Annotated in this window: 19 protein-coding genes; 11 read left to right on the top strand and 8 right to left on the bottom strand. The window is 32.5% G+C overall.

The annotated features are described in order from the left end of the window. Positions 1 to 72: 72 nt before the first annotated feature. The 7 genes from Q4Q35_RS15635 (at position 73) to ctlX (ending at position 8,034) form a co-directional block, all read left to right on the top strand. Entirely contained in the window at positions 73 to 1,065 is a 993-nt protein-coding gene (locus tag Q4Q35_RS15635; RefSeq protein ID WP_303278941.1) for a DNA-directed RNA polymerase subunit alpha, read from the top strand. A gap of 165 nt (positions 1,066 to 1,230) precedes the next feature. Next, positions 1,231 to 1,707: a 50S ribosomal protein L17 gene (gene rplQ / locus Q4Q35_RS15630; protein WP_303278940.1), complete on the top strand. Its 477-nt coding sequence runs from the start codon at positions 1,231 to 1,233 to the stop codon at positions 1,705 to 1,707. 84 nt (positions 1,708 to 1,791) lie between these two features. Then, entirely contained in the window at positions 1,792 to 2,895 is a 1,104-nt protein-coding gene (carA, locus tag Q4Q35_RS15625) for a glutamine-hydrolyzing carbamoyl-phosphate synthase small subunit (RefSeq protein ID WP_303278939.1), read from the top strand. A gap of 305 nt (positions 2,896 to 3,200) precedes the next feature. Next, positions 3,201 to 4,493: a phosphopyruvate hydratase gene (gene eno, locus Q4Q35_RS15620; protein WP_303278938.1), complete on the top strand. Its 1,293-nt coding sequence runs from the start codon at positions 3,201 to 3,203 to the stop codon at positions 4,491 to 4,493. Positions 4,494 to 4,667: 174 nt separating this feature from the next. Further along, on the top strand, positions 4,668 to 5,954 hold the full coding sequence (locus Q4Q35_RS15615; RefSeq protein WP_303278937.1) for a citrate synthase: 1,287 nt from the start codon (positions 4,668 to 4,670) through the stop codon (positions 5,952 to 5,954). Between the two features lie 137 nt (positions 5,955 to 6,091). Continuing rightward, positions 6,092 to 7,006 carry a dimethylarginine dimethylaminohydrolase family protein gene (locus Q4Q35_RS15610; protein WP_303278936.1) on the top strand — a complete coding sequence of 305 codons (915 nt, stop codon included), beginning with the start codon at positions 6,092 to 6,094 and terminating at the stop codon, positions 7,004 to 7,006. Between the two features lie 92 nt (positions 7,007 to 7,098). Next, positions 7,099 to 8,034: a citrulline utilization hydrolase CtlX gene (ctlX, locus tag Q4Q35_RS15605; RefSeq protein ID WP_303278935.1), complete on the top strand. Its 936-nt coding sequence runs from the start codon at positions 7,099 to 7,101 to the stop codon at positions 8,032 to 8,034. On the opposite strand, the gene Q4Q35_RS15600 is transcribed toward ctlX, so the two are convergent. Further along, complete coding sequence (locus Q4Q35_RS15600) at positions 8,031 to 10,103, bottom strand: tetratricopeptide repeat-containing sensor histidine kinase (RefSeq protein WP_303278934.1); 2,073 nt, start codon at positions 10,101 to 10,103, stop codon at positions 8,031 to 8,033. The genes ctlX and Q4Q35_RS15600 overlap by 4 nt on opposite strands. Before the next feature lie 481 nt (positions 10,104 to 10,584). Between Q4Q35_RS15600 and argS the strand changes: the two genes are divergently transcribed. Next, positions 10,585 to 12,369, top strand: a complete 1,785-nt coding sequence (argS, locus tag Q4Q35_RS15595) for an arginine--tRNA ligase (protein ID WP_303278933.1) — start codon at positions 10,585 to 10,587, stop codon at positions 12,367 to 12,369. A 192-nt stretch (positions 12,370 to 12,561) separates the two neighbouring features. On the opposite strand, the gene Q4Q35_RS15590 is transcribed toward argS, so the two are convergent. The 7 genes from Q4Q35_RS15590 to Q4Q35_RS15560 all read right to left on the bottom strand — a co-directional run bounded on the left by Q4Q35_RS15590 (position 12,562) and on the right by Q4Q35_RS15560 (position 19,895). Continuing rightward, positions 12,562 to 13,845 (bottom strand): Lcl C-terminal domain-containing protein, encoded by a 1,284-nt coding sequence (locus tag Q4Q35_RS15590; protein WP_303278932.1) that lies wholly within the window; start codon positions 13,843 to 13,845, stop codon positions 12,562 to 12,564. Positions 13,846 to 13,857: 12 nt separating this feature from the next. After that, entirely contained in the window at positions 13,858 to 15,123 is a 1,266-nt protein-coding gene (locus Q4Q35_RS15585) for an Lcl C-terminal domain-containing protein (RefSeq protein ID WP_303278931.1), read from the bottom strand. A 133-nt stretch (positions 15,124 to 15,256) separates the two neighbouring features. Continuing rightward, a complete protein-coding gene (locus tag Q4Q35_RS15580; protein WP_303278930.1) occupies positions 15,257 to 15,433 on the bottom strand; it encodes a hypothetical protein in 177 nt (58 codons plus the stop codon). 96 nt (positions 15,434 to 15,529) lie between these two features. Then, on the bottom strand, positions 15,530 to 15,907 hold the full coding sequence (locus Q4Q35_RS15575; protein ID WP_303278929.1) for a hypothetical protein: 378 nt from the start codon (positions 15,905 to 15,907) through the stop codon (positions 15,530 to 15,532). Positions 15,908 to 15,969: 62 nt separating this feature from the next. Next, on the bottom strand, positions 15,970 to 18,276 hold the full coding sequence (locus tag Q4Q35_RS15570; protein ID WP_303278928.1) for a TonB-dependent receptor plug domain-containing protein: 2,307 nt from the start codon (positions 18,274 to 18,276) through the stop codon (positions 15,970 to 15,972). 37 nt (positions 18,277 to 18,313) lie between these two features. Beyond that, a complete protein-coding gene (locus tag Q4Q35_RS15565) occupies positions 18,314 to 19,225 on the bottom strand; it encodes a FecR family protein (protein WP_303278927.1) in 912 nt (303 codons plus the stop codon). A 154-nt stretch (positions 19,226 to 19,379) separates the two neighbouring features. Then, positions 19,380 to 19,895 carry an RNA polymerase sigma factor gene (locus tag Q4Q35_RS15560; protein ID WP_303278926.1) on the bottom strand — a complete coding sequence of 172 codons (516 nt, stop codon included), beginning with the start codon at positions 19,893 to 19,895 and terminating at the stop codon, positions 19,380 to 19,382. A 148-nt stretch (positions 19,896 to 20,043) separates the two neighbouring features. On the opposite strand from Q4Q35_RS15560, the gene Q4Q35_RS15555 reads away from it, so the two are divergent. The 3 genes from Q4Q35_RS15555 (at position 20,044) to Q4Q35_RS15545 (ending at position 24,574) form a co-directional block, all read left to right on the top strand. Then, on the top strand, positions 20,044 to 21,798 hold the full coding sequence (locus tag Q4Q35_RS15555) for a hypothetical protein (RefSeq protein WP_303278925.1): 1,755 nt from the start codon (positions 20,044 to 20,046) through the stop codon (positions 21,796 to 21,798). Positions 21,799 to 22,157: 359 nt separating this feature from the next. Further along, positions 22,158 to 23,486 (top strand): signal recognition particle protein, encoded by a 1,329-nt coding sequence (gene ffh, locus Q4Q35_RS15550; RefSeq protein ID WP_303278924.1) that lies wholly within the window; start codon positions 22,158 to 22,160, stop codon positions 23,484 to 23,486. Between the two features lie 209 nt (positions 23,487 to 23,695). Then, positions 23,696 to 24,574, top strand: coding sequence for a bifunctional 5,10-methylenetetrahydrofolate dehydrogenase/5,10-methenyltetrahydrofolate cyclohydrolase (locus tag Q4Q35_RS15545; protein WP_303278923.1), 879 nt, complete (start codon positions 23,696 to 23,698; stop codon positions 24,572 to 24,574). The last annotated feature ends 243 nt before the right edge of the window (positions 24,575 to 24,817 follow it).

Below are 24,817 nucleotides of genomic sequence, written 5' to 3'. Positions count from 1 at the left end.
GGCCAAAGGGTTTATTTGTCTTCTTCAAACTTATAAACCGCGCAACTAAATAACAATTAAAACGAAGAAAATATGGCAGTATTTAATTTTCAGAAGCCCGACAAAGTAATCATGATTGATTCAACAGATTTTGAAGGCAAATTCGAATTTCGCCCTTTAGAACCTGGTTACGGATTAACAGTAGGAAATGCATTAAGAAGAGTTTTACTTTCTTCATTAGAAGGATTTGCAATTACATCGGTTAGAATTGAAGGTGTAGATCATGAGTTTTCTGCAATTGCAGGAGTGGTTGAAGATGTTACAGAAATCATTTTAAATTTAAAACAGATACGTTTTAAAAGACAAATTGACGATATTGATAATGAATCAATTTCAATTTCAATTTCTGGTCAAGATAGAATCACTGCTGGGGATTTTCAAAAATTCATTTCAGGATTCCAAGTATTAAATACAGAATTGGTTATTTGTAATTTAGATCCTAAAGTTAATTTTAACTTGGAAATTACTATTGAAAAAGGTAGAGGTTATGTTCCTGCAGAAGAAAATAAGAAAGCTGCTGCACCAATAGGAACGATCTTTACAGATTCAATTTATACACCAATAAAAAATGTTAAGTATAGTATTGAAAACTATCGTGTAGAACAAAAAACAGATTACGAAAAATTAGTTTTTGAGGTTATTACAGATGGTTCAATTACACCACAAGACGCTTTAACAGAAGCAGCTAAGACATTAATTCACCACTTCATGTTATTCTCTGATGAGCGTATCACTTTAGAAGCTGATGAAATTGCACAAACTGAAACATATGATGAGGAATCATTACACATGAGACAGTTGCTTAAAACTAAGTTAATCGATATGGATTTATCTGTACGTGCACTTAACTGTTTAAAAGCTGCAGAAGTAGATACTTTAGGAGACTTAGTGTCATTCAATAAAAACGACTTAATGAAATTCAGAAACTTCGGTAAGAAATCTTTAACAGAGCTTGAAGAGCTTGTAAATGTTAAAGGTTTAAATTTCGGAATGGATTTAAGTAAATATAAATTAGATAAAGACTAATTAAAATCAAGATTTTAGATTTACGATTTTAGAATTGTTTAAAATTTATAGCAATCCAAAAATCGTAAGTCGTAAATCAAAAATCTAAAATAATGAATCATATTTTGCTCCTCATCCCGATAGCTATCGGGACGAGTTTGGTAGCAAGATGATAAAACAAAAGTCATGAGACACGGAAAAAAAATAAATCATTTAGGTAGAAAAACTGCTCACAGAAAATCAATGTTAGCTAATATGGCTTGTTCTTTAATAGAGCACAAACGTATTAACACAACTGTTGCAAAAGCAAAAGCTTTAAAGCAATTTGTTGAGCCAATGATTACAAAATCTAAGGAAGACACCACTCATAACAGACGTATAGTGATGGCTCGTCTTAGACAAAAAGAAGCAGTTGCCGAATTATTTAGAGATGTTGCAGCAAAAGTTGCAGATCGCCCAGGAGGTTACACAAGAATTATCAAACTTGGTAATCGTCTAGGAGATAATGCAGATATGGCTATGATCGAGCTTGTAGATTACAACGAAATTTACAATGCAGATAAGAAACCTAAGAAAACGACAAGAAGAAGTAGAAGAGGTGGTTCTAAACCAGCTGCGGCTCCGGTTGTTGAAACAAAAGCAACAAACGAAGAGGAAGAATAAATGTTAATAAGCATTTAAATAATTAAGGGCAAACTATTTTAGTTTGTCCTTTTTTTTATGCAATTTTGTAAAACTTTTTTTTTAATGAAATATCACAGACGACAAAAAGCCATTATTCTTCTAGCAGATGGCACTATTTTTTACGGTAAAGCAGTTGGAAACAAGCAAGGGACGTCTTTTGGCGAAGTGTGCTTTAACACGGGTATGACCGGGTACCAAGAAATTTTTACAGACCCATCCTATTATGGGCAACTTATGGTAGCGACCAATGCGCATATAGGTAATTATGGAACCAATGCAAATGAAGTAGAATCTGATTCAATTAAGATAGCTGGACTTATTGTTAAGAACTTTAGTTATGAATACTCACGTGTTGATTCTGAAGGTTCTTTAGAGGCGTTTTTAGAAAAAAATAACTTGCTGGCTATTTCAGATGTTGATACACGGGCTTTAGTGAGCTATATTAGAGATCATGGCGCAATGAATGCTGTTATTTCTACAGAAGTCGATAACATTGAAGGATTAAAGAAACAATTGGCTGAAGTGCCAAAGATGGAAGGCTTAGAATTAGCATCAAAAGTGTCTACCAAAGAACCTTATTATTTTGGAGATGAAAATGCTACTTACAAAGTAGCAGCTTTAGACATAGGAATAAAAAAGAATATATTACGAAATATTGCAAGTAGAGATGCTTATATAAAAGTTTTCCCGTACAATTCTAAGTTTGAAGATTTAGAAGCTTTTAAACCAGATGGGTACTTTTTATCAAATGGACCGGGAGACCCTGAGCCTTTAGTAGAAGCACAGAATTTAGCAAAAGAAATTATAAAAAGAGATTTACCCTTATTTGGTATATGTTTAGGGCATCAGGTAATTGCCAGAGCCAATGGTGTATCTACTTATAAAATGCATAATGGTCACAGAGGAATCAATCATCCGGTAAAAAATCTAGTAACAGGAAAAGGGGAGATCACTTCTCAGAACCATGGATTCGCTGTAAGTAGGGAAGAAGCTGAGTCGAATTCTGATTTACAAGTAACTCATGTTCATTTAAATGATGACACTGTAGCAGGATTGGCTATGAAAAATAAAAATTGTTTTTCAGTACAATACCACCCTGAAGCAAGTCCGGGGCCACATGATTCATCTTATCTTTTCGATCAATTCATTGAAAATATTAAGAAGTAAACCCAAAAAGGAAGGTGTTTAAAAAGTCTTGAAACTGTCATTTTGAGTACTTCGGCTACGCACAGTATAGGCACGTCGAAAAACCTCTAAATACGAATTACAAATGTATTACTAATGGAGAGACTCTTCGGTCGTTGAGATAGCTATCAAGACTCCGTCTGAAAGGCATTTTAAAAACTTTTTAAACACCCTATTTTTTACTAAAACGTTATAGATGTGGTTTTGAATATTTCTTTAAAAACATCTTAAAATAGATAATATTTAACCGTAAATTTGAAGTATTAAAAGTTTAAAAATAACTAATTATGAGTGTAATAATTAATATCCACGCAAGACAAATTCTAGATTCTAGAGGTAACCCTACAGTAGAAGTAGATGTAGTAACAGAAAACAATGTGTTAGGAAGAGCTGCTGTGCCGTCTGGAGCATCAACAGGAGAACATGAAGCCGTAGAATTACGTGATGGAGGCGATACCTATATGGGAAAAGGGGTATTAAAAGCCGTAGATAATGTTAATTCTATTATAGCTCAAGAACTCTTAGGGGTTTCAGTATTTGAACAAAACTTAATCGATCAAATTATGATTGATTTAGACGGAACACCTAACAAATCTAAATTAGGCGCTAATGCCATTTTAGGAGTTTCTTTAGCAGTAGCTAAAGCTGCAGCAAGTGAGCTTGGTTTGCCATTATATCGTTATGTAGGAGGTGTTTCTGCCAATACATTACCATTACCAATGATGAATATTATTAATGGAGGATCTCACAGTGATGCACCTATAGCATTTCAAGAGTTTATGATTATGCCTGTAAAAGCTAAAGACTTTACTCATGCCATGCAAATGGGAACCGAGATATTCCATAACCTTAAAAAAGTATTACACGATAGAAATTTAAGTACGGCAGTTGGAGATGAAGGTGGATTTGCACCAAACTTAGCAGGAGGAACTGAAGATGCTCTCGAAACTATTGCAAAAGCAGTTGAGAACGCTGGATATAAATTTGGTGATGAAGTGAAAATCGCTTTAGATTGTGCTTCAGCAGAATTTTATGAAAATGGACAATACGATTACAAAAAATTCGAAGGTGATGCAGGTGTTATAAGAACTAGTAAAGAACAAGCAGATTATTTAGCAGAATTAGTAGCTAAATATCCAATTATCTCCATCGAAGATGGTATGGATGAAAACGACTGGGATGGTTGGAAATATTTAACAGAACTAGTTGGTGATAAAGTACAATTAGTAGGAGATGATTTATTTGTAACGAATGTAGAACGTTTATCTCGTGGAATAGAAGAAGGGATTGCAAATTCAATTCTTATTAAGGTAAATCAAATAGGAACACTAACCGAGACAATCGCGGCCGTTAACATGGCACATAATGCAGGTTATACTTCTGTTATGTCTCACCGTTCTGGAGAAACTGAAGATAATACTATAGCAGATTTAGCAGTTGCACTAAATACAGGGCAAATTAAAACAGGTTCTGCATCTCGTAGTGACCGTATGGCTAAATACAATCAATTACTTCGTATTGAAGAAGAATTAGGTGAAGTTGCCTATTTTCCACAAGAAAAGGCATTCAAAATAAAATAAAGTAAATTATATTTTTTGCAAAAAAGCGATTGTTATTTTTAACAATCGCTTTTTTATTTAGTATCAATTTTGATAATATCTAAATTGCTTAAATCATTTGTCGTAAGCTTTAAAAATAGGCAGATATTTCGTAACTTAGCGTTCCGCATAAACTAAATAAATTTACTTGAACTTATGGCAAATACTGCTACCATAGAAATAAATGGTCAAAAACAAGAATTCCCTTTAATTGAAGGAACAGAAAAAGAAGTAGCAATCGATATTAAGGCGTTAAGAGCAGCCACAGGAGGTTTTATTACACTAGACCCAGGATATAAAAATACAGGGTCTTGCGAAAGCGGAATTACTTTTTTAGATGGAGAAAAAGGAATCTTAAGATACAGAGGATATACCATTGAAGAATTAGCTGAAAAAGCCGATTTTTTAGAAGTGGCTTTTCTTTTAATATTTGGAGAACTTCCTACTAAAGAGCAATTGGATAAATTTCATGAAGACATTAAGAAAAACTCTATTGTAGATGAAGATGTTAAGAAGATTTTAGATGCTTTTCCTAAAGCAGCACACCCTATGGGAGTTTTATCTTCATTAACTAGTGCATTAACAGCTTTTAACCCATCATCTGTAGATGTTGATTCTGAAGAAGATATGTATAATTCTGTGGTGCGTATTTTAGGCAAATTCCCAGTTTTAGTTGCTTGGGCTATGCGTAAAAAAAGCGGCATGCCTTTAGATTATGGTGATAAGAATTTAGGCTATGTAGAGAACATCTTAAAAATGATGTTTAAAAAGCCAAACGAAGAATATGTTCAAAACAAAATATTAGTAGATGCATTAGATAAACTTTTAATCTTACATGCCGATCATGAACAAAATTGTTCAACGTCAACAGTAAGAATAGTAGGGTCATCACATGCAGGACTCTTTGCTTCAATTTCTGCTGGAATTTCAGCACTTTGGGGACCACTACACGGAGGTGCAAATCAGGCAGTTTTAGAAATGTTAGAAGCTATTAAAGAAGATGGAGGAGATACCAAGAAGTATATGGCTAAGGCAAAAGATAAAGCAGATCCATTCCGTTTAATGGGCTTTGGTCATCGTGTTTATAAAAACTTTGATCCACGAGCAAAAATTATAAAGGTAGCAGCAGACGAAGTACTTGGTGATTTAGGTATTGAAGACCCTATTTTAAATATTGCTAAAGGACTTGAGCAAGAAGCTTTAAATGATGATTATTTTGTTAAACGTAAACTATATCCTAATGTAGATTTCTATTCAGGAATTATTTATAGAGCTATGGAGATTCCAACAGATATGTTTACAGTAATGTTTGCTTTAGGTCGATTACCAGGTTGGATAGCGCAGTGGCGCGAAATGCGTTTACGAAAAGAACCTATTGGTCGTCCAAGACAACTTTATACTGGTGCAACTAAAAGAGCGTTTGTTTCTATAAATAAGAGATAAAATACATACTTTTTGTATTATTTATAAGCTTCATGAGTTTTTCATGAAGCTTTTCTTTTTTTAAGAATAATACAAAAAGTGTATAATTATGATTAGTTTTGCCCTATCGATAATCAGATATGTTTTAGCTTTATAGTATGTTAGAATTGAATATTAAAAATGAGACGTCTCGGTTACGTGCTGTAGTTTTGGGTACAGCTAAAAGTAATGGACCTACTCCGAAAATAGAAGATTGCTACGATCCAAAAAGTATTCAACATGTGTTGGCAGGAACATATCCCAAGGAAGAGGATATGATTTTAGAGACAGAAGCAGTAGTTGCTGTTTTTAAAAAGTATGGTGTAGATGTTTATAGACCAGAAGTGATTACCAATTGTAATCAGATATTTTCCCGAGATATAGCATTTGTAATTGAAGACAAAATTATAAGAGCAAATATTCTTCCAAATAGAGAAGAAGAAGTTGAAGCAATAAGGCCTATTTGGAATAAAATAAAAAAAGAAAACCGAATTATTTTACCAGAAGCATGCCATGTAGAAGGTGGTGATGTAATGCCTTGGAATGATTATATTTTTATAGGCACATATTCTGGTGAAGATTATCCGGATTTAATAACTGCACGAACTAATATGAATGCAGTAAAGGCTATTCAAGAGTTGTTTCCAAATAAAACGGTAAAGGCATTCGAATTACGAAAATCAAATACAGACCCTAAAGAAAATGCTTTGCATTTAGACTGTTGTTTTCAGCCAATAGGTAATGATAAAGCCATTATTCATGAAAATGGGTTTTTAGTTGAGAGTGACTACGAATGGTTGATTAACTTTTTTGGAAAGGACAATGTATTCGAAATTACTAAAGAAGAAATGTCTAATATGAATAGTAACATATTTTCTATATCAGAAAATGTTATTATATCAGAAAGAAGCTTTACACGACTTAACAAATGGTTACGTCAAAAAGGTTTTACGGTTGAAGAAGTGCCATATGCAGAAATTGGTAAACAGGGCGGGTTATTAAGATGTACTACGATGCCTTTAATTAGGGATTAGATCATTCTAACCATAAGTTCACAATTCGTGATATACCTTTTTATATGTCGCAGAGCTTTTTTACGATCTTTATATAACTCAAAATAATCGGAATGCAGCAAACCACAAATACTATTTTAATGATTCGTCCTGTTAATTTTAGGATGAATGAGCAAACTGCTATAAATAACTATTATCAAAAAGCACTAGATAATATGTTACCTGAAGCAATTAATGCTAAAGCGCAAACTGAATTCGATACCTATGTCGAAAAGTTGCGAAGTATAGGGGTTAATGTTGTTGTGGTTAATGATACTTTAGAAACCAATACACCAGACTCCATTTTTCCGAATAATTGGGTGTCTTTTCATGAAAATGGCGATGTAGGTTTATACCCTATGTTTGCAGAAAACAGACGTTTAGAGCGCCGAGAAGATATTCTTAATACTTTGGAAGAAAACGGATTTCAAATTAATAATATTATTGATTATACAAGTGCTGAAGAAGAAAGTGTTTTTCTTGAAGGTACTGGAAGCATGATTTTAGATAGAGTAAATAGAAAAGCCTACTGTGCCTTGTCTCCAAGAGCAGACGAAGATTTGTTTATTGAGTTTTGTGAGGATTTTGAATATTTACCAGTTATATTTAACTCTAATCAAACAGTAAGTGGAGAGCGTAAAGCCATTTATCATACCAATGTCATGATGTGTCTGGGTGACACCTTTGCTGTTATTTGTTTAAGCAGTATTGATGATAAAAAAGAACGCAAAAATGTTATTAAACATTTAAAGGAAAATAACAAAGAGATTATTGATATTACCGAAGCACAGGTAAATAGTTTTGCAGGTAACATGTTGCAAGTAAAAGGAGCTAATGATGAACGTTATTTAATTATGAGTCAGGCAGCCTATGATTCTTTAACAACATCTCAAATAAAAAGGTTAGAAAAACATACTAAAATAGTATCAAGTTCTTTAAGTGTTATTGAAACATGTGGTGGTGGTAGCGCACGTTGTATGATGGCAGAAGTATTTTTGCCTAAAGCTTAATCACCATTAGGTCTAGATTTAGGTAACTGTACATAGAATGTACTACCTACTCCCAGTGTGCTTTCAACCCAAATTTTACCATTATTTAATTCTATAAGCTCTTTACAAATAGAGAGCCCTAAACCAGTCCCTTTTTCATTATTAGTTCCAACGGTGGTAAACGAGCTGTTATTTTTAAATAGTTTTTCCAAGTTCTGTTTAGAAATACCAACACCTGTATCTGCAATACTTACAATACAGCTTCCATTACTAATATGATTAGAAATAGTAATAGTATCTCCACTTTTACAGAATTTTAAAGCATTGGCAAGTAAGTTTTGAACAACAATTTCAAACATACTTCTGTCTGCATAAGCAAAGTCACGTAAAGAATGGTCGGTTAAAGTGATGCCTTTATTCTCCATACGTTGTTCAACAAGTTTAACTTTATCTTCAAAAACTTCCTGAACATCAAATAAACTAGGTTTTGGTTCTAGCGATTGCATTTGAGATTTAGACCAGTTTAATAAATTAAACAACAATAATGATGCATTGTTTGCATTTTCACTTAATTCTGGAATTAAATTATCAAACTCTTCTCTAGATAGTGAACCGTCTTTAAGTAAATCTATAAAGCCATTAATAGAAGAAAGTGAGTCTTTCAAATCATGAGAAACAATAGAAAATAATTTATCTTTTACATTATTCACATTTTCAAGATGTTTGGTTTGCTCTTGAAATGCTACATTTTGCAATTCAATTTTAATGTTTTTTTCTTCTAATTCCTGAGTGTATTTCATATTGGTATTACGCTTTAGGTATATTAGAACCAAAAAGGTAGATACAATAGCAAGTGCCGCTAATAAGGCATAAAAAATCAGCTTAAACTTGTTAAGTTTATCTTTAGATTCGGTTATTTCTATTTTTGGTGTAGTCTCTATTTTTTCATCTACAGTCGGCTTATCAAAATCTGGATCTAGTTCTAGTTTTACAGGACTGTCATTTTCCGAATCTATTTTTACTTCATTAATATTAAGCTTGTTTTTTAAATCGTAATATTGACGTTGCCAAGCAAAAGCTCTGTCAAATCGCTCTTTTGTAGAATCTAACGATTTCATCAATTTGTAATGCTTAAGTAATTCCGTTTTATTATCTATATTTTTAGCGATGTCACCAGCTTCAAGCAACTGTTTTTCAGCTAAGATTAATTTACCTTGTTGTAAATTTAAATCGCCAAGGTTATTTAAAGCACTTAATAAACCATCTTTATAACGACCGCGTCTATTAAGTCTTAAACCTCTTACCAGATAATCGGCCGCATTATCATAATCATTAAACATCAAATATTCGCCACCTAATTTAGAGTAAATACTTCCGCGAACAGAATCGTTGCTTGTTTCTTTGTTTGCTAATACTTTTTCGTAATACTCGATTGCTTTTCTATGTTCCTTTTTAAAAGAATATAATTCTGCTAATTGACTGTTTGAACGATTGGTGCCTTTAATGTCATTTAATTGTTCTTGTACATCCAGTGCTTTTAAATAAAATTCAATAGCTTTATCGTATGCATTGATATTATAATAAGCATCAGCTAAGTTGCTGTAAGCTAATTGTAGATCATGTACTAAATGCCTTTTTTCTAATTCTTTAATAGCAGCAAGTGAGAACTGTAACCCTTTGCCGTAATTTCCTCTTTTAATCTCTATTAACCCAATGCTGTTATTTACTTTGGCAACTCCAAGAGTATCCTTTAATTGAAAAAATAAAGCTTTAGATTTTTCGTAACCACTAACAGCGTTTATATAATCATCTTTTTTAGCATAAATTAGTGCTTTATAATAAGTGATTTCTGCAATACCTTTATTGTATTTTATATTATTAGAAAGTTTTTCACTTTCAATAATATATTTTAAAGCTCTATCATAATCGTTTATATCGTAAAGCGACTTAATAAGCTTTATAGATGTTTCTATTTTAAGGGTATCTTGAGTTTGATAAGCTAATTCTAGAGCGAGACTATCCACATCGTTAGTTTGACTGTAGCCAATCGATACGGATAAAAATATAATTAAAGTAATTATTCTCCTCATATAACATTTAAATTACAACTATAAATAAAAGCAATAATTAAAAAGTCTTAAACTCGAGGGAAAGTAAGATTACTTTATTTGGTTGTAATGTTTTTGTTAGTGTTAAAATTTCCAAACAAATGGATTTACTAATAGCTTTACTGGACAAAAGTTGGAAAAAGCCTTATTAAAATCTAATTTCTGCGTTTTAATGCGAATAAATTAGATAAAATGACACTCAAAAATTAACACAAAAATCGACGAATAGACGAACGGCAAAAATCATAGAAAAAGAACACTTTTATCGATGAAATGCATGTTTTTTTTCGACACTTTTTTTTATTTTTTTTATAACCTATTGTTAATACGTTATTTGTTTATTTTTATTTCAAATAGTATGTCGTTTTTCTTTTTATGAGCTAACGATTTATTAAGAACTAATTTTTACGAGTAAGCTTTAATAAAAGTTTTATCTTTGCTCACTTAAAAATTAACCATATAAATGAGCCTTAAAGAGACTTTATCCAATCAAGTAAAGCAAGCTGTAAAATCCAGTTTTAATATCGTATTGGAAACAGTAGAGTTTCAAGCAACCAGAAAAGAGTTTGCAGGAGATATTACTGTTGTTATTTTTCCAATGTTACGTTTTATTAAAGGTAATCCTGTTCAAATAGGAGAGACCATTGGTAACTATTTAGTAGAAAATATAGCTAATGTAAAGGCCTTTAATGTGGTGAAAGGATTTTTAAATGTTGAAATAAACGATTCGTATTACATCGATTTTTTTAATACTGCAAAGGATAATGACACTTATGGTTTTGTTTCACCTAAGGAGGAAGAAAAAGCGGTTATGGTAGAATATTCTTCTCCAAATACTAACAAACCATTGCATTTAGGGCATGTACGAAATAATCTTTTAGGATATAGTGTTTCCGAAATTTTAAAAGCAGCCGGTACAAAAGTTTACAAAACTCAAATTATAAACGATCGAGGAATTCATATTTGTAAAAGTATGTTGGCTTGGAAACGTTTTGGGAATGGGGAAACTCCAGATAGTTCAGGTTTAAAGGGTGATAAGCTAGTAGGAAATTATTATGTGAAATTCGACCAGGAATATAAAAAAGAAATAGAAAAATTAGTAGCTACAGGTGAAACTCAAGATGAAGCTAAAAAGAAAGCTCCTATTTTATTAGAAGCTCAAGATATGCTTTTAAAATGGGAAGCTGGAGACGAAGAAACAGTGACACTTTGGAAACAAATGAACGGTTGGGTTTATGACGGATTCGATATCACATATGAAAATTTAGGTGTTGATTTTGACACATTGTATTATGAAAGTAACACTTATTTATTAGGTAAAGAGTTTGTTGCTGAAGGCTTGAAATCGGGTGTTTTTATTACTGAAGAAGATGGATCTGTTTGGTGTGATTTAACTGAAGATGGTTTAGATAAAAAAATAGTACAGCGTGCCGATGGTACTGCGGTTTATATGACACAAGATATAGGCACAGCCATACAACGTATTAAAGATTTTCCCGATGTTGGAGGTATGGTTTATACCGTAGGTAACGAGCAGGATTATCATTTTCAAGTTCTGTTTTTAATTCTGAAAAAACTTGGGTTTGATTGGGCTAAAAATTTATATCACCTAAGTTACGGCATGGTAGATTTACCTAGCGGAAAAATGAAGAGTAGAGAAGGAACGGTAGTTGATGCAGACGATTTAATTGATGAAATGGCTGCAACAGCTGGAGAGATTTCGGAAGAATTAGGGAAACTAGATGGTTATTCTGAATCAGAAAAACAAATGCTTTATAAAACCATAGGTTTAGGTGCTCTAAAATATTATATTTTAAAAGTAGACCCTGCAAAGCGTATTTTATTCGACCCCAAAGAGTCTATCGATTTTCAAGGAAATACGGGGCCTTTTATTCAATATACCTATGCCAGAATTCAATCTATATTAAGAAAAGCTGCTTCGACTAAGTTTAGTAACCAGGATATAAGTGGAATTGAGCTTCATGAGAAAGAAAAAGAACTTCTAAAACAAATTCAATTGTTTCCAGAGGTGATACAAAATGCAGCTATGCAACATAGTCCGGCTTTAATTGCTAATTATACTTACGATTTGGTCAAGGAATTTAATTCCTTTTATCAAAATGTATCTATTTTAGGGGCAGATAATGATAATGAAAAAGCATTTAGAGTACAACTTTCAAATATGGTTGCTAATACGATTAAAAATGCTTTTAGCGTTTTAGGAATTCAGGTTCCTGAACGGATGTAATTAATTAGTTAAGAGCTTTGTTTTACTTCATATTCAACTAAACTACTTTGTAGCATATATTCTTATTATTAGAAATAGTTTCAATTACAATTAACATAGTTTCTAAATTATCTGCATTATAAAAACAATTCCTAAAACACATTTAGTATTTTAGGAATTGGGAATCAAGATTCATTTATAATAAGAGATTAATCAATTTACATTTCTAACCAAGCGTACATAATTATACGAACGTTCACCGCCTTCTCCTAAAGCACCACCTTTGTATTTGGTATCGAAACGTACGCCCCCTGCTCCATGAAAATCTTTGCCTTCACGATTTACAGCCATTCCGAAAGCTACATACCAGGCATAAAAGTGAGGCTGACCCCTAGTGAAATTTGCCGATGTATTAGTCCAATAATAACCATAATCATTATTGCCAGCTTCATTAATTATTGGAGTACATGAAAATAAAGGATTGATAGCTGGGCCTACTTTAGAAGCCTTAGTAGCACTAGGCGAATAGGAATAATCTATAATACCTTGTAGTTCTTTTACATTTGGCAAACGCCAATCGCTATAATCGGCAAGTTTACTTTGCTTAGCATAAACTAGTGCATCTTGCCAATCCAAACCCTTACCGTTGTCATTTTTAGCCCACATTAAACCAGAAGCGTTATCGGTAATAGTATTGTCTCCATTATCTACAAAATTATTAATACCATAATTAGCTCCACGAACAGCTCGCACTTGTTTTGCAGCTGGGTTACCTCTTGGTGGTCCAGATTGACCATTTGATGGTCCGCCTTGTCTTGGCGGAGGTTGATTTTCGGCTTTTGATGGAGGAGAAGTCTCATTCCTTTCAGGTTTACCTTTGCCATTTGGACTTGAAGCCGGATATGCTTTTATATGACCTGTAACATGATTGACTCCAAAAGCGGAATTATCGCCACCTCTTCCCGTAGACCCAACATATTTATTACTAGACCAATATTGTTCATCTTTTACAATTTTACCAGATGCTAACGCAAAATATGTAGTATCTAAATATGGCCATCCAGAACTGAAATCGCTAATAGAAAACAACTCTTTAGCACTCGGTATTCTCCAATCGTCATAACCAGCTAATTTTAAATTTTCACAATAATCGACAGCTTCTTGCCAAGTAAAACCATCGGGAACAGGAATTTTTTGCCACATAAGACCAGTGTTTAAATCTGATACAGTTCCATCTTCATTATCTTTATAAGCCATTTTTTCACCCTTTTGATAATTCGCATCTTGGCCATAAAGACTATCTGTTTTAGTGAGTGATACAATTACCTTTCCATCGTTATTATACAAATTCGTTTGACCTGTTGCAATTTGTATATAGTTATTTATTATAGGTTTTTCTTTAGATATACTAGTATTTTGATTGCTTTTGCAACTTATAGTGATGTTTGCAATAGGAAGTATTACAAAGATTACTATTCTATAAATCACTTTTTTCATTTGTTATTTAAATTAATCTGTATCTCGAACTAATCTCACATAGTTATATATTCTAATAGAATCCCCTTGAGGGCCATGCCCATCAGTAAATTCATCTGGATTCCCATCTTTTGGGTCACTACGTTGTGCGCCTGCTCCATGAACATCTGTCCAAGTGGTCGTTCCCATATTGCCCATGCATCGTCCAAAAGCAACATAAGCAGCCCAACCTCCTTCATTCTCGTCTGAGCTTGTTGCATGTGTTGTACTACTCCAGTACCAAGGGTAATCGATTTCACCTGCTTCATTTTGAATTTGGGTGCAGTTAAATATTGGATCAATTGCCGGAGAATTGGTTGTAGCTGGCGACCTTGTGTAATCTACAATACTTTGCAGTTCTTTTGCATCAGGTAAACGCCAATCTGTATACCCTGCATATTCTTTTCCTTCAGCATAGGCTAGAGCACTTTGCCATGGTATAGCTTCAGCATTGTCATCCTGAGTCCACATTAGTCCAGTAGCAGTATCGGTAATGGTACCATCACCATTATCTGTAAAGCTATTTTCTCCGTAAGTCTCATTACCGCGAACGAGTAAGTAATTGAATGCTTTTGATCTTCCCATTTGTTCCATTCCGTACCCCTTGATTCTACCATCGGCAAAATTCACACCAAATACCATGTTTTCAACCTCAGTACTAACATACACATTGGTGGTGGCACATTGAACATCTATCAACCGTTCATTGTTGTCAAGGTCTCCATAGTTAAATTCAAAATAATCCGTATTCATAAATGGAGTTAAGCCCTCTGTTGATGTTCCTTGATAACTGCTAATGTCACGTCCGCTAAACATTATGAGAGAATATTGTTCTTTAATACTAGGAACTCTCCAATCTGTATACCCTCCTGTTGTTACAGTACTCGGAACAGTTAAAATTTCATCGTAAGTTAGTTTGTCATCATAATCAATACTACCGTCACCATTATGGTCAAATGAACTTTGCCACATTAAACCAGTTACCATATCGGTAACTGTACCATCTTCATTATCTATATAATTGGGAACATTGCCTAGATAGTTTGCATTTTGTCCATAAAAATCATCTCCATCATTTTGAGTTGATGTATTTGTTAAATTATTGAAGAAAGTCGTTTGATTTGTTCCAACAATAGGAAAACCGGTTATATCCGGTAAGTTTTCTTCTGGGGTCTCTTCGGTTGTGCTATCATTGTTACAAGACATAATTAGAATTGCACTCATCATTGTTACTAATTGAATAAATTTAATCGCATTCATTTTATTAATTTTTTAGGTTTAATTCATTTAATAAAACTCTGCTATACCTGACTTTTATTTTTAGATGCCTTTTTAGAAAAAACATTGCTCTACTTTAAATAAAAATTGAAAATATTTTCTGAATGTACTTTCATTAAAAGAGTTCTTTGATATCTTCACTTTCTACATCTTCTTCTTTTTTGTCAATTTGTTCAATGTTGAACTTTGGGAGATTGTCTTTGCTTTGAAACGTTATGGGCACTGGTAAAACGGAGGCCAAAGCTATCATGAATATTAAAGCCAATAGCCTTAATAGTTTTTTTGTCTTCATAAATATAAGCGTGTTTAACATCAAGTGTATTTGATGTTATTAAACATTAAGTTGTGTTGTGATTTTGCCAAAAGCGCGGCAAATAGAAACGAGAAATTATTTTATGAAGGCAGGTTCAGGATCTCCTGAAAATGTTTGAGCTATAAGATTTTGCTCTAATATATTATAATTGGTAAACAATAATTCGATTGTTTTTTGAGATTTAAAACGAAAGGTAAGATCAAAATCGAATGTATTTAAAAAACATTTAAAATTAAAAACAATGTATTGATTGAAAATTGTTTTTTTAGGGCAATAACGACTTATATTCAGATAATTTACGGTATCATTATCTGTGATATTCTTTGTAAATAAAAGTTCGGTTTGGGCCGAATGACTATTCGCAGTTACAGGGCTAAATCCAGAAAAACTTATTAGAGTAATTAATAAAAGAAACCCTGATAAAATTTTATGTATGTGCTTTATAAACTGCATATTACAAATGTAATAATATTAGTTGAAATGTAGCCTCTAAGGTCGATTAAAGTATTAAAAGCCTAAAAATGAATTCTTAAACTTACATTGGGCGTAATACCAAGAGATTCATTTTCAATTTTGTTTACCACATTATCATCATCTAAAGTATAATATGTATTTAGAATATTTTTTTTGTTTAAAACATTCCAAACCGATATACCAATAGATGATCGAGTCGTGTCAGAAATATTAAAAGCATAAGTAGCAGAGCAATCTGCACGTAGATAATCTTCTAAATTAGCACTATTAGGAGCTGTGTAAATTATAGTATTTTCATCACGAGGGTCATTTGTGGTTGGAGGTGTTGTAGGTCTACCAGAATGCCAATTTAGTCCCAATGCTAATTTAATATTGTTTTGCGTAAAAGTACCACCAAAAGAAAACGTATGCTTTATATCGGCGTTATTAGGGAATTTATTACCATTGTTTAAAGCAGCGAATATATAATTATTATCACTGTAAGAATACGAAATCCAAGTGCTTACAATATTTTTAAACTGTTTGTTTAATAAGAAATCTAATCCTTTAACTTCATAGCTTCCTACACTGTTTATAAATTGATATTGGTTTTGAAACCCTTGGCTTCTAGTAGTAATCCCATCTACTTTTTTTAGGTACCCTTCGACACTAATTAGTAATTTATTTTTATTATAATGAACGCCCGTAGATAGTTGTTTGCTTTTTACTACAGGAACTGGGTAGAACGTTTTATTATTAATAACGATATTTTCACTATTATTATTAGATAATACCCATCGGCGATTTTCAATACCTAAAAAATCGTTTTGTAAATCGATAATTTGAGAAGTTGTTTGATGTTTAAATTCACCCAATACTTCGAATCTGAAATTATTAAGAAAGCGTTGACTAAATCTTAATCTGGGTTCTGCCAAAAATAATTTAAACTTATTTATATAATTTAAACGTACTCCTATTTTTAAATTTGTTTTGGCATTATTAGATAAAAGTGCTGTTTCTGCGTAAGCAGCATGGCTTCTAATAACATCTCTAACATAACTTCTAAAAATAGGGTTGTTAACGTCTTCTAAATTGCTAATACCAACTTCGGTGAATTGGTAACCACCATCTATTTTTAATTGGCGATTGTGTTTGTAATTAATATCAAGTTTTGCAGAACCATCAAACACTTCGTTTTCTTGAATGAGGCGTTGATTATTAATAATGTCAATATTTGTAGCATCCAAATCATAATTAGAAACATAGATTTGCGATGTTGTTGAAAGCCTGTTAGTCCAATCTCTGGTATAGGTAATTCCAATAGCAGAATTTTGTTGTGATAAATTACTGTTTAAAGCTTCATCTCTATCATTGATAGTTGATTGTTCTTCATAATTTAATTTGTTAGTTACATTTAAAAAATGAAATCTAATTTTGTCTTTTTTAGAAATATCGTATAAGAACTTTGCAGCAATATCATAAAAATAGAACGTTTCATTTTGAGAAACAGAATTGTTACTGGATTTATTAAAATCTGAATCTTGAAAAACACGTTTTAGATATTGATCGTAAGTAGGTGTAACAATTAAATCGGTAACAGATCGGCGGGTTGATAATTGCAGTTCTGCTTTTTTTGATAATAATGGGATTTTTGCATGCCCATCAGCGTTAATTAAATTGAAACCGATACCACCATTAAATTCATTGTCAATGTCGTCTGGTAATTCTATATCTATAATACTCGAAATACCATCACCATATTTAGCACTAGTGCCATTTTTATAGATGTTAACGCGTTTGGCTGTATGCGGATTAAAAGCGGAAATGAGTCCGAAAAAATGTCCAGATTGATACATTTTTATACCATCCCATAATAACAAATTTTGATCGTGAGTACCGCCTCTAATGTTTATGTTCGATACAGTTTCGTCTGCACTTAAAATACCGGGAAGAGCTTGAATAGTTTGCAAAACATCAGGTTCTATTAAACCGGGAAGAATACCAAAAGCCTCAGGTTTTATAGTAATTGAGCCATCGTTTAATTTTGTGATACCATTAGTAAGGTAATTGGTTACTATAACTTCTTCAAGCTTTTGTATTCTGTAATTGTTTTTTTCTTTTTTTAAAAGCTTAATGGCAACAAAACGATCATTTAATAATTCGAAATCCAAGTTGGTTTCATCTTTAAGAAATTCTAGAATAACTTCTAGAGTTAAGTCTTCATTGGGTAGGATAATTGTTTTGTCTTTAATTGTTTCGTCTGCATAAGAAAAACGGATGTTATAACGTTCTTCAAGAATCGTTAAAACAGACAAAAGTGGTTGCTTTTCTTTTTGAATGGTTTGGGCACTTGGGTTTGCAACATTCAAAAAAAACAAGAATAAAAAAATGTAAAAGGTATTTTTCCTATTCACGTTTTAATGTTATAGTATTGTTTGTTTTACTATAAGTTACACGTAAAGGTAGGGTAATTGATTTTAAAGCGACATCTATATTGTCGTGTGCAAAACTACCTGTAAACAGTTGCTCAGAATCAATATTCATTAAAGTAATATGAACGCCATATTGTCTTTCAAATTCGGCAATAACAGTTTTATAAGGTAAACTTTTAAAAGTACTTTCGTTATTTAACCACGAAGGCGAAGAGCGGTTTTCTTTTTCTTTAGCAATTATTTTCCCATCGATAATTAAAAAACTGTTGCCAGGTTTTAATTTTGTTTCTTGAGAATTGTAAGTGACGCCAACTAAACCTTCGTAGCAAATAACCTCAAAATAATGATCCCAATGTTTCACATTAAATTGAGTTCCGTAAACAGTTATAGTACCTGTATTTGTTTTTACTTTAAATGATGAGCCTTTAGCAACTTTAAAAAAGCCCTCACCATTAAGTTCTACTTCTCTATTATGTTTCCAATCTTTTTTATTGAATGTTAATAATGATTTAGCATTTAAAGAAACGCTGGAAGCATCGGGTAGCTCTATGGTTGTTTTTTGAGCAAACTCGGTAGTTATAGTAGTATCTAAAGTAGTTGTATAATAATATAAGCTAAAACAAACAGCAAGTATAGCTGCAACACGCATTAGTGGCTTAAACCATTGCATTGTTTGTTTTTTACTGCCCCCGATAGCTGTCGGGGTAATGGTAGATAATACATTGTCAAGCTCTTTTGAGGTGTCATAATCTGATGCCTTAAAAGCCTGTATGCTTGTATCTAACTTTACTAAATCATCATAGTCTTCAAGCATTTTAAACGCTTCAAGTTCCTGATCGTTTAGATCGTTATTTAACCATTTCGATATTAAAATTTCTCGTTTCATAATCTTATTACAACTATATAACAGTTAACTTTTATTTTTTCCTACCCTGTATTTAAATTTTTTTTTCAAAATTTAAATTTCAGTGTTCAGTGTTCATTTTTTGATAAGAAATAAAATCTACGAAATTCCAAAAGTTCAATTTCCTAACTCTTTCTTATAACTCCTTAATATCTTTCCTCAATTTTTCCAAAGCACCATATATACGTTTTTCAACTGCTTTGGTAGAAATGTCTAAAATTTCAGCGATCTCTTTAAAGCGTTTCCCTTCAACCCGGTTCATCATAAATGCAACTCGTTGTGCTTCGGTTAAATTACTGAGTGCTTTTTGTAATTTAGCATGATATTCACTTTCCTGCATTAAAAATTCAGGATTCTCGTTAGTTGATGTTTTGGGTTTAATTTGTTGATGCTTTAATACGACCTTTTGATGTGCTACTTCATTCAACATTAAATTATTGGCTGTAGTAAACACAAAACTCTTTGCTTTATCTGGAGCTATTTTTGCACAGTTTTGCCATAACTTAATAAAAGCTTCCTGCACTTTATCTTTTGGGTTTAATAGTTCACCAAACTTATAGTATAAAAAATTGTGTAAATCTTTGGCGTGTTTATTAAATAAGGAAGAAAAAATATGTTCTTCACAAATATTTTCATGTAGTTGTTTCCTCATTATTATTTGGTGGTTAGTGGCACTAAATTAAGGTTTTTTAGAAGTTGTTTTTTGGAATTTAGAATTTTTTTTTCAATTCGGGGTAGGAATTTTTAAAGTTATCCTGTTTTATATTCAAAATGCTATGTTTAACCCAAAAAATTATATCATGAAATTTAAAATGAGAACATTATTACTAATACCTTTTTTTGCTCTTTTATTATTCACTTCTTGTCAAGATGAAGTAATAGATATTACACCTCCCGATGAAAGTGAAGCACTTGTTGCAGATTCTGAATTAACAAGTTTTATTAGCTCTACATCTGCCAAGGACGGATCTGCAGATAACATTATTGATAAAGCTAGTTGTTTATCTGTTGAATTACCAGTTACTGTTGTTGTTAATGGTTTGGAAATTATTGTTGATTCTGAAGACGATTTTGATGTCATTGAGACTATCTTAAAAGAATTTGATGACGATGAAGATAATCTTGAAATGGTATTTCCTATCACAATTATTTTATCTGATTACACAGAGATTGTACTTAATAATCGTGAAGAGTTAGAAGTATTAATTGCTGAGTGTGGAGACGAAAATGAAGAAGATGACGATATAGAATGTATCGATTTTCAATACCCTATATCCTTCTCAATCTATGATACAGATTTTCGAGTTATAGATGTCATTGAAATTGAAAACGATAGAGCGTTACACAAATTTATTAAACGTGTAAAAAACGCTGAGGTTTTTGCAAGTCTTGATTTTCCTGTAACTATGGTTTTAGCAGATGGAACTGAAATAGTTGTAAACAATAATGAGGAATTAGAAAGCACTATTAGAGAAGCAAAAGATGCTTGTGATGAAGATGACGATAATGATTATGGTGATGACGATTTCACAAAAGAACGTTTAGATGAGTATTTACAAATTTGCCCTTGGGTTGTATATGAATTTGAGAGAAATAATCAGGATAATACTGCCGAGTACAAAGAATATGCTTTAAACTTTAAAGAAGATGGTGTTGTTGTAATGCGTGCTAGAGAGGGAGATATTTTAACAGGTACATGGAGTACTCGTGTAACCGATAGAGGTGCACTTTTAAAATTAGAGTTTGATAATTTAGCAGACTTTACTCTAGAATGGATTGTTTATGATATTGAATACGGTGTAATCAAGCTTTACGAAGTTGGTGGTAACAGAATTATCATGAAGAAAAACTGTGATGTGGTTATCGATATCACCAAAGAAAGAATAGAAAGCTATTTACAAGAGTGTTTATGGAGAGTAGCACGTTTAAATGTTAATGGTGCAGATAATGAAAAAGATTATATAGGTACACCTTTAAAATTCTATGAAAACAATGTTGTAAAAATTAGAGTTAATGGTGAGTTAGTTGAAGGTACGTATGAAATTGGAGTAAGAAATACTGGCTTTATTTTACAGATTACCTTAGAAGGAAGACCAGATTTACAATTAGAATGGTTAATAACATTCTTAGAGTCAGGATTGATTAAACTAGAAAATGTTAATAATCAAATGATTTTGAAGAGACATTGTGAAGGTGTTGACGAAGATGTAAACTACATTAACGACGTAATTCTTAGCAGCGTATGGGATGTAGCATTATATGAAGATGGAGATGTTAATAAAACTGAGAACTATTTTGGTTATACTATAGATTTTCTTGATTCTGGTAGAATTAAAGTAACAGATCCTAATGATGGTACTATAGTTGGTTCTTGGTTAGCATATAGAAATGAGGGGCTATTCCTTGGTATGCTTTTCGAAGATGTAGAACCATTTTATGCATTAACTCACAGATGGCAAATCAAAGAAATTACTCAAAATAGAATTGAATTAAAAGATTACAATGCTAATGGAGAAATAGAAAGAATACTTGTTCTTGAACAAGTAGAACTGTAATTGAATTGTTATAGTTTATAAAAAGGAAACTTATCTTTTCGGTTTGTTAGGTTAATTAGTTAAGTAAGTCTTCTTATATATGGGCTGTCAAATTATAAAATTTGACAGCCTTTTTTTATTCCATTTTTATAATGAACTTGTTTAAACTTTTTGGATTTAAGCGAAAATTAGAAGTTTTTAGTTCTGTTGAAGGCTTTTTTGAGTTGCATAGCAGAGCTACGGAAGGAAAAAAAGACAAAAACAGAGTTGGAAACAGCAATTTTTTAGCAAATTGAAAAAGTTTAAACAAGTTCAATAAGCCACTTTATTAATACGCTTCAAATCATTAACTTTGCCACTCCTAAAATTAAAAGTAAATTATGTTTAATAATTTAAGCGATAAATTAGATAAAGCCTTACATGTTTTAAAAGGACATGGAAGCATCACAGAGGTTAATGTAGCAGAAACTTTAAAGGAAGTTCGTCGCGCATTACTAGATGCCGATGTCAATTTTAAAATAGCCAAAGAGTTTACAAATAAAGTTAAGGAAAAAGCACTTGGTCAAAATGTTTTAACAACATTACAACCGGGGCAGTTAATGGTTAAAATCGTAAAAGATGAGTTAACCGAGCTTATGGGAGGCGATGCAGAAGGTGTTAATCTTTCCGAACCCCCAAGTGTTATTTTAATGTCTGGTTTGCAAGGTTCTGGTAAGACTACTTTTTCTGGTAAGCTTGCTAATTATCTTAAAAATAAGAAAACTAAAAAACCACTATTGGTAGCCTGTGATGTGTACCGTCCGGCAGCGATAGATCAATTACATGTTGTTGGAGATCAAATAGGCGTTGAGGTTTTTAGTGATAGAGGAAATAATGATCCGGTAGCCATTTCTAAAGCTGGTATTGCCCATGCAAAAGCAAATGGACATAATGTTGTTATCATTGATACCGCGGGACGTTTAGCTGTTGATGAGGTTATGATGACCGAAATATCAAATATTCACAAAGCGATAAAACCACAAGAAACGTTATTTGTTGTAGATTCCATGACCGGACAAGATGCGGTTAATACGGCAAAAGCTTTTAATGATGTATTAAATTTTGACGGTGTTATACTTACCAAGCTTGATGGTGATACACGTGGTGGAGCAGCTATTTCTATAAAATCTGTAGTAAATAAACCAATCAAGTTTATAGGTACAGGTGAAAAAATGGAAGCTATTGATGTGTTCTATCCATCTCGTATGGCAGATCGTATTTTGGGAATGGGAGATGTCGTGTCTTTAGTTGAACGTGCGCAAGAGCAGTTTGACGAAGTAGAAGCGCGTAAACTCCAAAAGAAAATAGCTAAAAACCAATTTGGGTTTGACGATTTCTTAAAGCAGATTCAGCAAATTAAGAAAATGGGAAATATGAAAGACCTTGTTGGTATGATTCCCGGTGCTGGAAAAATGATGAAAGATATCGATATTGATGATGATGCTTTTAAAGGTATAGAAGCCATTATTCATTCTATGACACCTAAAGAAAGAAGTAATCCAGCTATAATAAATTCAAGTAGAAAAATACGTATAGGGAAAGGATCGGGTACATCTGTTCAAGAAGTAAATCAATTATTAAAGCAATTTAACCAAATGAGTAAGATGATGAAGATGATGCAAGGTGGCGGAGGCAAAAAAATGATGCAAATGATGAAGGGGATGCGTTAAAATTTTAGTTGGTAGTCTTCAGTTTCCAGTTAAATGATATAGCAGAAGCTTATATAAAAGAAGATACCCTAATACTTTATAGCAATCTTACTGATATAGATAGAGAAAACTCAGAAACAAGTACCTAATTGAAATGAATTACAACACGCAGATTTAGAGCAGCAGAGTAAGAAACTGTGACTGCAACTGCGACCGAAAACTATATAATAATGACAATTTTAGACGGAAAAAAAGTTAGCAACGATATTAAGAATGAAATTGCGGCCGAAGTTCAGAAAATAAAAGATAAAGGAGAGAAAGTGCCTCATCTAGCAGCAATCATCGTGGGTAACGACGGAGCAAGTTTAACCTATGTTGGTAGTAAAGTAAAAGCGTGCGAACGTGTTGGTTTTGAGTCTACATTAGTACAGATGTCTAACACAACGAGTGAAATTGAATTGTTAGAAAAAATAAAAGAGCTTAATGAAAATCCCGAGATTGATGGATTTATAGTTCAGTTACCATTACCACCACAAATTAATGAGCAAAAAGTATTATTAGCTGTAAACCCAGATAAAGATGTAGATGGTTTTCACCCTACAAATTTTGGTAAAATGGCTTTAGATATGTCTACTTTTATTCCAGCAACACCATTTGGTATTTTAGAATTACTAGACCGTTATGGTGTAGAAACAAAAGGAAAACATACCGTTGTTATTGGACGTTCTCATATTGTAGGGAGACCGATGAGTATTTTAATGGGACGTAAAGGGTTTCCTGGAAACTCTACAGTAACCTTAACACATAGTCATACTAAAAATATCACTCAAATTACATCGCAAGCAGATATTATCATTTCGGCATTGGGAGTTCCTAATTTCTTAAAAGCTGAAATGGTTAAAGATGATGCTGTTATTGTAGATGTTGGGATTACAAGAGTTACAGACGAAACCAGACCAAGAGGTTATAGAATTGTTGGTGATGTAGATTTTGCAAATGTTAGTAAAAAAGCAAGTTATATTACGCCAGTTCCTGGAGGTGTTGGACCTATGACAATTGCTATGCTACTTAAAAACACATTACTTGCTCGAGAGAGACATACAAGATAAATATACATTTTTAAACAAATATTCTTAAAAAGTGCTCAGCTGTAAAGTTTGAGCATTTTTTTATGTCGATATTATACTTCAACAAATAATAATCAAAAGTGATTTTATTGGTCTCAAATGGAGTTAAAACTATGTACTTTAGTGTATGTCGCTTTCAGCTTCTAAAAACTTTTGACACGAACCAGCCTGCCGGCTGGCAGGTTTCACGAATTCACACGAATTCAGTTTTACCATATTTCACGA

The organism is Flavivirga aquimarina (assembly GCF_030540835.1).
GTDB lineage: Bacteria > Bacteroidota > Bacteroidia > Flavobacteriales > Flavobacteriaceae > Flavivirga > Flavivirga aquimarina.
The sequence above is the reverse complement of the archived record's forward strand: the minus strand, read 5'-3'. Positions and strand labels throughout refer to the sequence as shown.